This is a genomic window from Microbacterium sp. (genome assembly GCF_047972865.1).
Classification (GTDB): Bacteria; Actinomycetota; Actinomycetes; order Actinomycetales; family Microbacteriaceae; genus Microbacterium.
On sequence record NZ_JBKEAY010000235.1, the window covers coordinates 1 to 12,102 of the forward strand.

The 12,102-nt window shown below is 69.0% G+C and carries 14 protein-coding genes and 4 tRNA genes; 6 read left to right on the forward strand and 12 right to left on the reverse strand.

Going from position 1 to position 12,102, the window contains the following annotated elements:
• Positions 1-250 precede the first annotated feature (250 nt).
• Positions 251-1,549, forward strand: a complete 1,299-nt coding sequence (locus ACK5KK_RS14480; RefSeq protein WP_416890791.1) for a DUF2510 domain-containing protein — start codon at positions 251-253, stop codon at positions 1,547-1,549.
• Between the two features lie 6 nt (positions 1,550-1,555).
• On the opposite strand, the gene prfB is transcribed toward ACK5KK_RS14480, so the two are convergent.
• Positions 1,556-2,665: a peptide chain release factor 2 gene (gene prfB, locus ACK5KK_RS14485; RefSeq protein WP_416890792.1), complete on the reverse strand. Its 1,110-nt coding sequence runs from the start codon at positions 2,663-2,665 to the stop codon at positions 1,556-1,558.
• Between the two features lie 76 nt (positions 2,666-2,741).
• Between prfB and ACK5KK_RS14490 the strand changes: the two genes are divergently transcribed.
• Positions 2,742-3,977, forward strand: coding sequence for an MFS transporter (locus tag ACK5KK_RS14490; RefSeq protein WP_416890804.1), 1,236 nt, complete (start codon positions 2,742-2,744; stop codon positions 3,975-3,977).
• 119 nt (positions 3,978-4,096) lie between these two features.
• On the opposite strand, the gene ACK5KK_RS14495 is transcribed toward ACK5KK_RS14490, so the two are convergent.
• Genes ACK5KK_RS14495 through ACK5KK_RS14525 form a run of 7 tightly spaced genes read right to left on the reverse strand, consistent with a single transcriptional unit; the run spans position 4,097 to position 8,457 of the window.
• A complete protein-coding gene (locus ACK5KK_RS14495) occupies positions 4,097-4,510 on the reverse strand; it encodes a pilus assembly protein TadG-related protein (RefSeq protein WP_416890793.1) in 414 nt (137 codons plus the stop codon).
• Positions 4,498-4,926 carry a TadE/TadG family type IV pilus assembly protein gene (locus ACK5KK_RS14500; protein ID WP_416890794.1) on the reverse strand — a complete coding sequence of 143 codons (429 nt, stop codon included), beginning with the start codon at positions 4,924-4,926 and terminating at the stop codon, positions 4,498-4,500. Before ACK5KK_RS14500 ends, ACK5KK_RS14495 begins: the two co-directional genes overlap by 13 nt.
• On the reverse strand, positions 4,919-5,311 hold the full coding sequence (locus ACK5KK_RS14505; protein WP_416890795.1) for a TadE/TadG family type IV pilus assembly protein: 393 nt from the start codon (positions 5,309-5,311) through the stop codon (positions 4,919-4,921). The genes ACK5KK_RS14500 and ACK5KK_RS14505 overlap by 8 nt, the downstream gene beginning before the upstream one ends.
• Positions 5,312-5,316: 5 nt before the next feature.
• Complete coding sequence (locus ACK5KK_RS14510) at positions 5,317-5,508, reverse strand: hypothetical protein (protein ID WP_416890796.1); 192 nt, start codon at positions 5,506-5,508, stop codon at positions 5,317-5,319.
• Between the two features lie 23 nt (positions 5,509-5,531).
• Complete coding sequence (locus ACK5KK_RS14515; protein WP_416890797.1) at positions 5,532-6,446, reverse strand: type II secretion system F family protein; 915 nt, start codon at positions 6,444-6,446, stop codon at positions 5,532-5,534.
• On the reverse strand, positions 6,443-7,300 hold the full coding sequence (locus tag ACK5KK_RS14520; protein ID WP_416890798.1) for a type II secretion system F family protein: 858 nt from the start codon (positions 7,298-7,300) through the stop codon (positions 6,443-6,445). The genes ACK5KK_RS14515 and ACK5KK_RS14520 overlap by 4 nt, the downstream gene beginning before the upstream one ends.
• Positions 7,297-8,457 (reverse strand): CpaF family protein, encoded by a 1,161-nt coding sequence (locus ACK5KK_RS14525; RefSeq protein ID WP_416890799.1) that lies wholly within the window; start codon positions 8,455-8,457, stop codon positions 7,297-7,299. The genes ACK5KK_RS14520 and ACK5KK_RS14525 overlap by 4 nt, the downstream gene beginning before the upstream one ends.
• Before the next feature lie 200 nt (positions 8,458-8,657).
• Here ACK5KK_RS14525 and ACK5KK_RS14530 point away from each other — a divergent pair.
• From ACK5KK_RS14530 to ACK5KK_RS14545, 4 genes are all read left to right on the forward strand, one after another.
• Positions 8,658-8,730 (forward strand) — tRNA-Gly (locus ACK5KK_RS14530).
• 54 nt (positions 8,731-8,784) lie between these two features.
• Positions 8,785-8,858, forward strand: a tRNA-Cys gene (locus tag ACK5KK_RS14535).
• Between the two features lie 25 nt (positions 8,859-8,883).
• Positions 8,884-8,955: transfer RNA gene (locus ACK5KK_RS14540), tRNA-Val, on the forward strand.
• Positions 8,956-9,081: 126 nt separating this feature from the next.
• A tRNA-Val gene (locus ACK5KK_RS14545) sits at positions 9,082-9,157 on the forward strand.
• A gap of 445 nt (positions 9,158-9,602) precedes the next feature.
• Here ACK5KK_RS14545 and ACK5KK_RS14550 read toward each other — a convergent pair.
• The 4 genes from ACK5KK_RS14550 to ACK5KK_RS14565 form a co-directional block, all read right to left on the reverse strand.
• Positions 9,603-10,355 (reverse strand): ABC transporter permease, encoded by a 753-nt coding sequence (locus tag ACK5KK_RS14550; RefSeq protein WP_416890800.1) that lies wholly within the window; start codon positions 10,353-10,355, stop codon positions 9,603-9,605.
• On the reverse strand, positions 10,352-11,074 hold the full coding sequence (locus ACK5KK_RS14555) for an ABC transporter ATP-binding protein (RefSeq protein ID WP_416890801.1): 723 nt from the start codon (positions 11,072-11,074) through the stop codon (positions 10,352-10,354). The genes ACK5KK_RS14550 and ACK5KK_RS14555 overlap by 4 nt, the downstream gene beginning before the upstream one ends.
• Positions 11,067-11,621, reverse strand: coding sequence for a TetR/AcrR family transcriptional regulator (locus ACK5KK_RS14560; RefSeq protein WP_416890802.1), 555 nt, complete (start codon positions 11,619-11,621; stop codon positions 11,067-11,069). Before ACK5KK_RS14560 ends, ACK5KK_RS14555 begins: the two co-directional genes overlap by 8 nt.
• A 158-nt stretch (positions 11,622-11,779) precedes the next feature.
• A partial coding sequence (locus ACK5KK_RS14565) for a hypothetical protein (protein ID WP_416890803.1) occupies positions 11,780-12,102 on the reverse strand: 323 nt, incomplete at its 5' end.

Consider the following 12,102-nt stretch of genomic DNA (forward strand, 5'->3'; position numbering starts at 1 on the left):
GACGATCCGGTAAGCCCGCCGCGACGGACTCGACCGAGCACGCCGCAACCGGATCGAGTACCGTCGAACACAGAAGGAAACCCAACCATGAACACGCACCGCGAGTGGCTGGGTATTTCCACCCGCGAATGCCTCATTAAGTCAGACACATCTCAGTCGCGCACGGATAGGCTGGCCCGGACGCTCCGCGGTGTACTCGACGCCGCACGGCATATCAGCGGGGCACACGTCGCCGCAGAGGGGGAGACACATGAGCACGCCACCCGGGTGGTACGACGACGGTTCCGGCGCCCTGCGCTGGTGGGACGGATGGCGGTGGACCGCGCACGTCGCGCCGCCCGCCCCTGTGCCTCAGCAATCCACCGCGCTCCAGCAATCCACCGCGGAGGCACCGATCGTCGCAGTGACAGCGCCGGCCACGCCCGTGGTGCCGCCGGTCGCGCCGGGCGCAGCACACGCCACGCCCGAGCCCGCACCCGTCGCACCCGACCCGGCACCCGTCGCCCCCGAGCCCGCATCCGTCACACCCGAACCGGCACCCGTCGCCCCCGACCCGGCAGCGGAGACGGCCGCGGCCGTAGCCGAGACAGCACCGTTCGCGGCCCACGCGGCACCGGAGAACCTCACAGCCGCGCCCGGCGGCACCGCGCCGATCGCCGCCGCGACGCACCCGAGCATCACGCCCCCGTATGCCGTCACGCCGCAACGACCGGTGCCGCCACACCAGCCCATCCTGCCGCCGTATGCGACGGCACCCGACACGACGGCACCGCCCGCCGCCGCATACGCGCCGGTGACACGGGCGACGAAGCCGCACGTGCTCGGAATCGTCGGCCTGGCCGTCGCCGTCGTCGGGTGCGTCTTCGCGTGCATCCCCGCCGCCGCGATCGTCGGCTGGATCCTGTTGCCGGTCGGCTTCGTCCTCTCGCTGGTGGCCCTGTTCCTGAAGGGTGCCAAATGGCCCGGGATCACCGGAATGGTGGTCGCGGCCGTCGGCGCCGTCATCGGTGTGACGATCATGTTCATCACGGTGGCCGCTGCGATGAACGACGCGTTCCAGGGATCGACTGTGGTCTCGCCGCAGGCGGAGCCGAGCGATGCCACCGAGGACGCCCCCTCGACCGAGCCGGGCGGCAGCCGAGACAACCCCGTGCCGCTGGGCGAGGTCATCAGCGGCGATGACTACGACGTCGTCGTGAACAGCATCACCTTCGACGCCGACGACGAGGTGACCGACGCGTTCAATTCGAACGAGGCACCCGCGGCCGGGACGTCGTACGCCGTTGTCAACGTGACGGTGACCTACACCGGCGACGACACCGGGCTCGGCGCGTTCATCGATGTCGAATACATCACCGCCGAGGGGGAACTGATGCCGCGCGCGACCGTGCTCCCACCTGAGCCGATGCTCGTAGCGGCCGAGTTATCTCCGGGCACCCACGCGACGGGCAATGTCGTCGTCATCATCCCGGACGGGGACGCGGGCGTGCTGCGTTTGCACGCAGGGGTCTTCGCCGACTTCGCGTTCGTCGAGCTGCCGACGAGATAATCGCTGTCAGTCGTCGTCTTTGCGCTTGCGCCAGCGGATCCCCGCGGCGATCAATCCGTCCAGGTCGCCGTCGAACACCGCCGATGGAGTACCCACCTCGTAGCCGGTGCGCAGGTCCTTGACCAGTTGCTGCCCGTAGAGGAAGTAGGAGCGCATCTGGTCGCCCCAGCTCGCGGTGATGACGCCGGCCAGTTCCTTCTTCTTGGCGGCTTCCTCTTCCTTCTTCAGCAGCAGTAGGCGGGTCTGCAGCACGCGCATCGCCGCGGCGCGGTTCTGGATCTGGCTCTTCTCGTTCTGCATCGACACCACGATGCCGGTGGGAAGGTGAGTCAAGCGCACCGCGGAGTCGGTCGTGTTGACGGACTGCCCGCCGGGGCCGGAGGAGCGGAACACGTCGACGCGGATGTCGGTCTCGGGGATGTCGACCTCCTGCGCCTCCTCCATGACCGGGATGACTTCGACGGCGGCGAAACTCGTCTGCCGCTTGTCGGCCGATCCGAACGGGCTGATCCGCGCGAGACGGTGCGTTCCCGCCTCCACCGAGAGCGTGCCGTAGGCGTAGGGGGCATCCACTTCGAACGTGGCCGACTTGATGCCGGCGCCCTCCGCGTACGAGGTGTCCATGACCTTCGTCCTGTAACCGTGGCGTTCCGCCCAACGCAGGTACATGCGCAGCAGCATCTCCGCGAAGTCGGTGGCGTCGTCGCCGCCCGCGCCCGAACGGATGGTGACCACGGCAGCACGGTCGTCGTACTCGCCGTCGAGCAGTGTCTGCACTTCGAGCTGTCCGATGGTGTCCTGCAGCGCCACGATCTCGCGCCGCGCCTCGGCGGCGGTCTCTTCGTCGTCCATCTCCTGGGCGAGCTCCACGAGCACGTCGAGGTCGTCGAGGCGCTGTTCCACCTCGGTAACGCGCTTGAGTTCGGCCTGCCGGTGGCTGAGGGCGCTGGTGACCTTCTGCGCCTGCTCGACGTCGTCCCACAGGTCGGGAGCCCCGGCCTCTTCGGAGAGATGTGCGATCTCGGCCGACAGCGCGTCGACGTCGACCACGGCCTTGATCTCGGTGAACGTGGCGCGGAGGGCCTGGATATCGGCGGCGGGATCGAATTCAAGCATGACACTCCAGACTAACCTGGAAGCCGTGACGGCCCGCGACTCCGCAGACTCCCACGATCCCGATCCGATCGGAAAGATGCTGTGGCGCCTGGCCCCGATGATCTACGGACCCACGTCGCTGTTCGCGCTGGGAGAGGGTGCCGTGCTCCCGCTGCTGCCGGTGCTCGCCGCACGACTCGGCGCGGACGTTGCGACGGCGGCGCTGGTGGCAACAGCGCTCGTGGTCGGACAGTTGTGCGGAAACATCCCGGCCGGATGGGCCGTAGCGCGCTTCGGCGAACGGCTCACGATGGCCGGCGGCGGGCTGGTGGCGCTCGTCGGGACCATGGGATTGATCTTCGCGCCGTCGCTGGCGCTGCTGGCGGCATCCGTCTTCGTGATCGGATTCTGCGCCGCGGTGTTCGGCCTGGCCCGGCACTCGTTCATGACGACACGCGTGCCCCTCGCCTTCCGGGCGCGGGCCCTGTCACTGCTGGGTGGGTCGTTCCGGCTGGGGATGTTCGTGGGGCCGTTCGTCACGGCCGCGCTGCTGGCGCTGTTCGGACGAGAGGATGCCGCGGTGTGGTTCTTCGGGGCGTGTCTGGTGGTGGTCATCCTTCTCGTCTCGTTCGGGCCGGACCTCGAGCGGGTGGTCGTGCGCCCGCGCCGCGAGGCGCGCGTGGTGGAGGACACCGGGGAGCCGGTGAGCGGTTCGATCCCGACGCGCGAGCGCCGCGGCGTGTTCGCCCAGATGGTGCGGCACCGCGGCGTGCTGGCCCGGCTCGGGGTGGCGGCCGCATCGCTGTCGGCGCTGCGCTCGGTGCGCCAGATGGTGCTTCCGCTGTGGGGGGTGTCGATCGGGCTGGACAGCCAGACGATCGCGCTGGTGGTCGGCATCTACGGCGCGATCGACTTCGCGCTGTTCTACGCGAGCGGCCAGGTGATGGACCGGTTCGGGCGACTGTGGGCAGCGTTGCCGGCCATGCTGATGATGGGCGCCGGATTCCTGGCGATGTCGTTCACGCACGACCTGCCCGACGCAGCGATGTGGTTCGCGATGTTCGCTGCGGTGCTGGGGGTTGGCAACGGCCTGTCCAGCGGCATCCTGCTGACCCTCGGAGCCGACGTCGCTCCGCAGGACGACCCGGCCGCGTTCCTCGGGTCGTGGCGAACGATCACCGACGCGGGCGGTGCCGCGGGTCCGATGCTGGTCTCCGCGGTGACCGCCGTCGCCTCGCTCCCGATCGCGACGGGACTGATGGGCGTGGTGGGCCTGCTCGGCGCGTGGGGATTCGTCCGCTGGGTCCCCCGCTACGTCCCCCGCCCCCGCTGACCCCCGCCGTCCCCGACCCCCACCCGCGAAACCGCACCGGCAGTATCGAGACCGCGCGTTTTGCGCGCGGTCTCGATACCCGCACTGTCGTCTCGGCCCCGATGTGCACCGCTGCACAGTCAGCGCAGGGCGGACCGGCTGGTCGCGGTGGCCTGCAGGGACACGCCCTCCGGCACGAACACCGACATGATCGGGGCGTACCATGTCGTCGCCACGGTGGCGCGCGCCGAGGTGCCGTCCGGGGCGTTGGCGGCCACCAACCAGGCGCTCCCGTAGGCATCCACGATCGCCTGTGCCTGCGCGGTGACCTCCGCGTCGGTCAGCCGGGTGCTCGGTTCGCCAGCACCGGCGGCGATGTCGAAACCGTCCGACCCCGCCAGCGCCGCCGCGTCGGCGATCGCCTCGACGCGCTTGTGCGCCAGATACAGGCTCGTCGCATCGACGGTCACGAGGATCAGCACAATGGCCAGCAACACATACCCGAGGGTGAGCGGCAGCACACTCCCGTCTTCCTCACGCATCAACCGGTCCATGCTCGCGACACCTTCTGCACCGACATCGCCTCGATCGGCACCCGGGCCGCCCGGTCCAGTCCGAGGACCGGCGGAACCAAGGGCAACGCCACCGACGCCGTGACGGTCACGGTGAGAGTCTGCCCGGCGGCGGGGCACGGCCCCCCACCAACACACGACACGTCGACCTGCATCGTCGCCGGGTCGATGCCGTACTCGTCGGCGACCGCCGCCAGAATCCGTTCGGCGCGCTCGTCCGCTGCGTCGACACCGGATGCGGTGGCCACCGCCCGCGCGGTGTGGCGCGCGGCAGCCTCCACTCCCAGCGCCTGCCCTTGGATCAGCCCCAGCGTCACGACGAGGTAGACCAGGGGTACGAGCATCACGACGCCGACGAGGATGAACTCCAATGACGCCGTCCCCTCGTCGTCAGCCATCGAAGCTCTCCATCGGAGCACGGCCGGTCACCTCCATCGCCCGCGGCACCCCGAGCAGTCCGAACAGCGGCAGATCAGCAACGATCGTCACCTCGGTGGTCCGCCCACCCAGGGCCGTCGACTCACGCACGGTCACCTCGTCGATGACGTCTTCGCCGACAGTCGTCGCGACGATCCGGCGAGCCCGCTCCACCCCCTCACCCAACGTCGTGTCCGCGAGGGCTGCGTAGTACGCGCCTTCCACGGCCGCGTCGTGCACGACGTTTCGCACGTACAACGCGACACCCAGCTGAATCACCGCGAGGGTCAACGCGGTCAGCAGCGCGCCGACCAACACGAACTCGACGGGCGTCGACCCATCGTCGTCGCGCACGATCCGCCGCATCGGGTTCAGAACCCGCTGACGCGATCGATCGCCTGTTCGAACAGGCCCGACAATGCGGGCCCCGCCACCGCCCAGATGACCACGACGAGCCCCGCGGTCATGAGTGTGATGAGCACCCACCCCGGCACGTCTCCTCGCTCGTCACGCCAGACCAGCTCCCAGCCGGCACGGAGCCGCCCCCATGTGTCGCGTAGCATCGCGACCTCCTCTCCTTCGGTTGTCATCCCAGCCCCAGCCGCAGCATCACGATGCCGGGGAAGACCGCGAACAGCACCGACAGCGGCAGGATCAGGAACACCAGTGGCAGCAGCATCTGGATCTCCTTCCGCCCGGCTTGTTCGATCAGCACCCGCTTGGCCTCTTCGCGGGCGTCGACCGCTTGGGCCTGCAAGACTTGCGCGAGCGGCGCGCCGCGTTCCACCGCCGCGATGAGGTGATCGACCGAGCGCGAGAGTGCGGGCAGATCAACCCGCCGGCTCATCGACGCGAGCGCGTCTGTCATGGTGGAACCGGTGCCGGTGGCGAGCACGACCGCGCGGATCTCGGCGGTGAGTTCCCCAGAACCGACCTCCCCGACACGTCGGAGCGCATCGCGCAGCCCCTCGCCGGCGGCAAGACACAACGCGATGAACTCCAGAATCGTGGGGAGTTCCTCCTCGACGCGCGCCACACGAGCCCGTGCGGCCATCGTCAGGCGCACGTCGTAGCCGCCGGCGGCGACGAACCCGAGCACCGGCGGCAGCAGAATCAGCCCCGGAGAGCCACGCCCGAGAATTGTCAGGGCGACCGCAACGAGGCCACCGACGACGACGCCCGCGATGGTCCAGCCGAGTTGGCGCCCCCGGAACACGGTTGCGTCGAGTCGCCACCCGGCCTGTGACATCCGACGTTGCACCGCTTCGGCACCGCCGATCCGGCCGATCAACCGCAGTCCACGTTCCCGCCAGGCGATCACCGGAGCGCGCAGCGGGGTGAGCCCCTGTGGGTCGGTGACCTCGCGCACGTAGGGCGCGATCCGGCGCGACAACGACGGCGCGGACCAGCGTGGCAGCTTCATCGCCAGCAGCAGGATCCCGGCCGCGAGGGCTCCCCCGAGCACGATCGACACGGCGGCGTCGGTGAGCGCCCCGATCATCCGAACCACCGCCGCGGCTCCGGCAGACGACCCACCCGCAGCATGAGACGGAACGCCACCACCGAGATCACCGCGCCGACCAGGACGACCGTGGCGCCCTCCGGCGTGGCGTACGCCTGGGCTCCCTCGGGCCGCAGCGCCAGCAGCACGAGGATGACCCACGGCGCGACGACACCGAGCACGGCGGCACCCCGAATCCACGACTGCCGCGCCTCGACCTCCGCCCGGAGCGAGGCTTCCGCGCGCACCGCGCCGGACAGTGCTCGCAGCACCGCGGTGAGTTCGGTCCCGCCCACTTGACGAGCCATGCGCAGCGTCTCCACGATGCGGTCGGCCACCGGGTCGGCCAGTTGCGCCTTCACGCGGAGGATGGCCGAGTCGAAGTGACCGGATGCCGCCAAGTCGCCCGCGAACACGATGAAGGCGGGCCGTAACGCCTGGGGCGCCGAGGTCGACAGCGCCGCCACAGCATCCGGCAACGACTGGCCGGAGCGGATCGAGGCGATGAGCAGATCGCACACATCGGACCACAGCGCCCGACGTGCGCGTCGAAGCCGTCGTGCTCGGCCCCGCAACCAGACGAAAGGTCCCACGAGTCCGGCCACCGCGGCAACGGCGGCGACCACCGGAAGGGAAGTCACCAGGAACGCGACGGCCCCGGCGACCACACCCGCGCCGAGCGAGATCACGACCCAGCGGCCGCCCGGTGTGTGCGCGAAGCCGGCCGCCGCCAGCGTCTGCGTCAGCCATCCCGGCATGGTTCGCGGTTCTTGTCTCTCCCGCGCGGGCCACAGCCACGGCGAGCAGATGAGCAGGATCCCGGCCGCGAGCATCGCACCCCACACCACGGTCACGAGCGGCCCCCACCCCAGATCGGTCGCGTCGACACCCGGTCCCCGTCCAGCGCCCCGGTGGTCTCGACAATCTCCGACACGCGACGACGGCCGTCCTTGTCCCGCACACAGTGGACCACCATGTCGACGCTCGCTGCGATCGCCGGGAGGACGAAGCCCGAGTCGATGTTCCGGCCCGCCAGCAGGGGCAACGCCGCGAGCTTGCGCAGCGCCTCATGGGCCGAGTTGGCGTGAATGGTCGCGGCGCCCGGAACGCCCGTGTTCAAGGCCAAGAGCAGGTCGAGCGCCTCGGCATCGCGCACTTCACCCACCACGAGACGGTCGGGCCGCATCCGCAGCGCCTCTTTGACCAGGCGGCGCAGGCTGATCTCGCCGGTGCCCTCCAGACTGGGCTGACGCCCCTGGAGCGCGACGGTGTCCGCCGCGCGCACATCAAGTTCGAAAGTCTCCTCCACCGTCACGACGCGGTGGTCGGCGGGGCACGCGCCGATCATGGCGGCCAGCAGCGTGGTCTTGCCGCTGTGGGTCGCGCCCGAGACGAGCACGCTGCGTCCCTCGGCCATCGCCCGCGCGAGCAGTTCTGCGCCGCCGCCGTCGAGCGACCCGGCGCGCACCAGGTCATCGAGGCCCCGGTACGCACGCAAGAACTTCCGCACGTTCACCGCCCAGTGCCGGCGGGTGACGTCGGGAATGACCACGTGGAGGCGCGATCCGTCGGGCAGGGATGCGTCGACGAAGGGCTGGCTGAGGTCGACGCGCCGGCCGGTGGAGTGCAGCATCCGCTCCACGAGGTCGCGCACGGAGGCGTCCGTCAGCACCAACGGTGCACGCTCACTCCGACCGTGTCGAGCGACGTAAATGCGGTCGGGAGAGTTGATCCAGATCTCTTCGACCTCCGGGTCGTCCAAGAGCGCTTGCAGCGGACCGAAACCGGCCACCATAGCGAGGATCTCTCGCACGCACCCAGCCTCGTCGTCGATCGGCTCGATGCCGCGGGCCAGCGCGAAGTCGTTGTGACGGCGTACTTCCGCCTCGGCGACGAGGGTGGCTCGCGCGACGTCGCGGGAGGGGTCGGTCTGTTCTTCACGGAGCCGATCACGCACCCGCTCTGCGACGGAGGACACCACCGGTTCCGGTGTCGCGAATGCCAGGCTCATCCCCGAATCCTCGCAAATCCGGGCCCCGGGGGTTCAGGATTATCCACAGCCGCGAGCCCGCCTCAGCAGAACCCACCGAACCGGCGCTCTGCCGGATGCAACCCCGCCGTCGTTGAGCCCCGCAACACAGCACGTCACGGTTTGGCACACGGGCAATCGTGGGATAAAGTCATTGACGCGCCCGGCCGATCCGGGAGCACGCGGATGTAGCGCAGTTGGTAGCGCATCACCTTGCCAAGGTGAGGGTCGCGAGTTCGAGTCTCGTCATCCGCTCGAGTGCGGGGGTTCTTCTTCGGAAGGACCACGACACGTGGGTCGAACTCACACGGTGGCGTGGCCGAGAGGCTAGGCACCGGCCTGCAAAGCCGTTTACACGGGTTCGAATCCCGTCGCCACCTCCACTCTCAACTGAACAAGCCTGTACAGGCGCGATTGGCGCAGCGGTAGCGCGCTTCCCTGACACGGAAGAGGTCACTGGTTCGATCCCAGTATCGCGCACCGAAGAAAGCCCTCGGATTCCCGCGATTCCGAGGGCTTCTTGCTGCCACAGCGCCACCGTCGCGCGGGGATTACACGACCGGGCCACGCACCGTATAAGCTTGACCACCGACCCCCTCAACATACGGGCGATTGGCGCAGTTGGTAGCGCGCTTCCTTCACACGGAAGAGGTCATCAGTTCGAGTCTGGTATCGCCCACCACAGAGAATCCCTGGTCAGGCCAGGGGTTCTCTCATTCTTGGGTGGTGCTGCGCGGTGGAGAGCACCCGCAGAATCACCCCAAAATCACCCCGAGCCGATGCACCTCTCGATGGGAGAAGCGCTCTACCGGCTGAGGCCGCGCCCGCACGCCGGGGAGCTGCTGTGCCCTGCGCCGGTACCGAAGCTACTGAGGTCGGGGAGTTTGCGCGCCCGATTCGTGAGTGCCTTCGGCGCGGTCTTGTTGAGCACGTCGAGTGCGGCACGGTCGGCGTAGGCCAAGAGCCGCATTCGCCTTGGAGAATGGTGGAACCGTCACGGATGACCACCAGCCGCACATGGTCGTAGGCCGCTGGCGGCACTTCTCGGCGGCCGGTATCGGTACGAGCTACTGCTACTCGGAGCCTGCTTCCTGTGGATATGATGGACGCATCGCGAGCGGAGAGCTCTATCGGCCCAGTTGGAGTCGTGTCCACGCAACGCAGGTGAGCGCGGCGAAGACGATGCCGACCGCGATTGCGAGGGCGAGCTGGACAGGAGTCACGGCGGTGCCGTTGCTCATCGCCCAGAGTGCGGGAGCGGCGAGAGGCATCCATCCTCCGGCTCCGGCGACGGCTCCGACCTGGGCGATGATGACGAGGGCAATCGCACCGCCGACCGAGGCGAGCAGCGAGCGTGTCACGGAGGCGATCCACGCGACGGGAACGGCGATTGCGGCGGTGAGCATGGTGAGCGCGCCGTGCCTGGCGAGACCTCCCCAGTCGTCGGCGGTCGGGGTGCCGTAGCCGAGGAGGAGTCCGAGGGCGAGGATGCCGAGCGTGAGCACGACGCTGACCGTGATCGACCACGCGGCGTAGACCGTGAGTTTGGCGAGCGCGATCCGGCTGCGGCTGACGGGGAGCGCGAACAGGCCGGTGATGGTGCCGTCGGTGAACTCGCGGCCGAACATCCAGGAGAGCACGACGCCGAAGCCGAGGAGTCCTCCGGCGGCGGTGATCTGCGCGGCGCTGGCGAGCAGGCCGTTCCAGTCCAGTGTCGCCGCGGTACCGGCCTTGGCTGTCAGCTCCGGGTTGCCGTCTGCCAGAGCCACCGTGATCCCGCCCAGCAGCGCGAGCGTGCCTGCGACGAGGGCGAGGGTGCCGATCGTGCCGACCGGGGAGCGCACAAGTTTGAGAGCTTCGACACGGATCGCCGCGTTCATCGTGCGACCTCCCGTGCTGTCAGATGGTGTTCGTCGTCTTCTCGGATGCGCTCGAAGAACGCGCGTTCGAGGTCGGGGCCGGTGGTGTCGAGTTCCCCGATCAGGCGGCCCGCGTTCATCAGCAGCACGCGATCGGCGATCCGCGCCACTTCGTCCAGGTGGTGGCTGCTGACCAGGATGGCCGAACCCTCTCCGGCACGGCGGGTGAGCTGGTCACGCAGGAGGATCACCGACGCGGGATCGAGCGCGTTGCTCGGCTCGTCCAGCACGATCAACCTCGAGTCGTGTTGGAGCGCGGCGGCGAGGCCGACGCGCTGCCGGTTCCCGAGCGAGAGACGGCGGAATCGGCGAGCAGCGACCGGGGTCGGCCGCCAGGCGTCCAGCGAGTGCTCGAGCCGGTCGGGGTCGCTGCCGTTCAAGAGGCAGGCGATACGCAAGTTCTCCCGCACGGTCAGCTCGGGGTAGGCCAACGGCACCTCGATCAACGCCCCGACCCCCGCCCAAGACGACGTCGGGGAAGATTCCAGCGATTCGCCGAACAGTCGTACCGTGCCGTGCTGAGGTCGGAGCATCCCGAGCGCGAGCCGCATCAACGTGGTCTTGCCCGCACCGTTCAGACCGATCAGGGCAACGATCTCGCCCGGCAGGGCGCGGAACGTGAGATGCTCAACGCCCGCGCCGCCTCGGAAGCGCAGCCCGACGTTTTGGAACTCAAGCATTCGCCGCACCTCCCAGGACGTTGAGAGCGCGGGCCAGCGCGTCGCCCGGAGCGGAATGCTCAGACTGCGCCCAATCCAGTAGCGCGACGCTCAACCCGGAAATCATCGCAGTCGCCGCAACCCGAGCCGCGGCCGGGGTCACGCCCCGATCCGAAAGCGCACCGCTCAGGGCGGTGATCGTCGCCTCACTGTTGCGCTCCACCGCTCCCCGGAGACTGGTCGCAGCCACCACCATCCGCAGACGGATGCGCAGGGCGGCAATACTCTCGGCATCGACCTCGGCCCATGTCTGCCGGATGCCCTCGGCCAGTGCCCGCATCGGCGGCTCGTCGGCCGGTCGCGCTCGCACCGCCTCCGCGATCAGTGGATCGAACGGGTCGGCGAGCAACAACGCTTCCTTGGACGAGAAGTGCCGGAACAACGTCATCTCGCTCACCCCGGCCCGCGCCGCGATCTGAGCCGTGCCCGTCGCGTCATACCCGCGCTCGGTGAACAGCTCCAACGCCGCCTGCATCAACGCCTCATGCGTCCGACCCCAACGATCCATACTGCAAATGTTAGTCACTCACATACAGATCCTCAACCAAGACCCTCACGGTCAACCGCCAAGCCCACTGGCCCACGCTTCCCGCTCTCTACCAAACCGAACACCACCCCCGTTCTTCTGAATGGAGCGTCACGAGCAGGAACGCATGGCGTTGCTGATCAGCGAGTACGGGGGCCGAACGAGTACGCCGCGACCACCTCGGCATGCTCATCACCAACCCGCACCGCCACGCCCACGACTCCCGCACCCAAGCCGCTCTGATCCGCGCCGAGGCCGACGAGCTGCGCTGCCTTCCCGTCACCGAAACGGCGGAACGCATCGAGGCCAAGCGCGCCGAGCAGGAGCACGCCCGCCAGCAGGCAGCAGAGCGAGCGCAGCAGCTCCGCGACCGCTTCGAACACGACCCGCGCCGCGAGGGGCCAGCACGCGGGCTGTAGTCCCGAGACTTCCGTGAGCGGGTCTGAGAGAATAGGAGCAGGAA

Coding starts and splice junctions, on each gene's coding strand:
- ACK5KK_RS14480 (WP_416890791.1), top strand. CDS start 251: ATGAGCACGCCACCCGGGTGGTACGACGACGGTTCCGGCGCCCTGCGC.
- prfB (WP_416890792.1), bottom strand. CDS start 2,665: ATGCTTGAATTCGATCCCGCCGCCGATATCCAGGCCCTCCGCGCCACG.
- ACK5KK_RS14490 (WP_416890804.1), top strand. CDS start 2,742: ATGCTGTGGCGCCTGGCCCCGATGATCTACGGACCCACGTCGCTGTTC.
- ACK5KK_RS14495 (WP_416890793.1), bottom strand. CDS start 4,510: ATGGACCGGTTGATGCGTGAGGAAGACGGGAGTGTGCTGCCGCTCACC.
- ACK5KK_RS14500 (WP_416890794.1), bottom strand. CDS start 4,926: ATGGCTGACGACGAGGGGACGGCGTCATTGGAGTTCATCCTCGTCGGC.
- ACK5KK_RS14505 (WP_416890795.1), bottom strand. CDS start 5,311: ATGCGGCGGATCGTGCGCGACGACGATGGGTCGACGCCCGTCGAGTTC.
- ACK5KK_RS14510 (WP_416890796.1), bottom strand. CDS start 5,508: ATGCTACGCGACACATGGGGGCGGCTCCGTGCCGGCTGGGAGCTGGTC.
- ACK5KK_RS14515 (WP_416890797.1), bottom strand. CDS start 6,446: ATGATCGGGGCGCTCACCGACGCCGCCGTGTCGATCGTGCTCGGGGGA.
- ACK5KK_RS14525 (WP_416890799.1), bottom strand. CDS start 8,457: ATGAGCCTGGCATTCGCGACACCGGAACCGGTGGTGTCCTCCGTCGCA.
- ACK5KK_RS14550 (WP_416890800.1), bottom strand. CDS start 10,355: ATGAACGCGGCGATCCGTGTCGAAGCTCTCAAACTTGTGCGCTCCCCG.
- ACK5KK_RS14555 (WP_416890801.1), bottom strand. CDS start 11,074: ATGCTTGAGTTCCAAAACGTCGGGCTGCGCTTCCGAGGCGGCGCGGGC.
- ACK5KK_RS14560 (WP_416890802.1), bottom strand. CDS start 11,621: ATGGATCGTTGGGGTCGGACGCATGAGGCGTTGATGCAGGCGGCGTTG.